General features: G+C 69.9%; 1 pseudogene. It reads left to right on the top strand.

The features are described from left to right. Positions 1 to 159 precede the first annotated feature (159 nt). Positions 160 to 269 (top strand): annotated as a pseudogene (locus tag SM755_RS23705) (ornithine cyclodeaminase family protein); the annotation flags it as partial.

Here is a 269-nt window from a genome sequence, read left to right as displayed (position 1 = left end):
CATCGGCCACGCGATGTTCGTGAACGCACCTGTCGACGTGGTGGCCGAGGAGGCAGAGCCCGCGAAGTCCACGCCCAGCACGGCCGCGCCGCCGCAGGCGGACTGAGACCAACGTACCCAGCACCGCTCTTTTTGGTGCCGGCCCTCGATTCTCAGCGTATGACGACCGCCCGTTTCCTGACGAGTAGCGATGTCGCCGACCTCGCCTCGCCCGCCGAGTACGTCGCAGCCGTCCGCGAGGGCTACCGCCAGCGCGGCGAGGGTGCGGC

Source organism: Natrialba sp. PRR66, assembly GCF_034808065.1.
Lineage (GTDB): Archaea > Halobacteriota > Halobacteria > Halobacteriales > Natrialbaceae > Natrialba > Natrialba aegyptia.
This window is presented reverse-complemented; position numbering and strand designations above follow the sequence as displayed.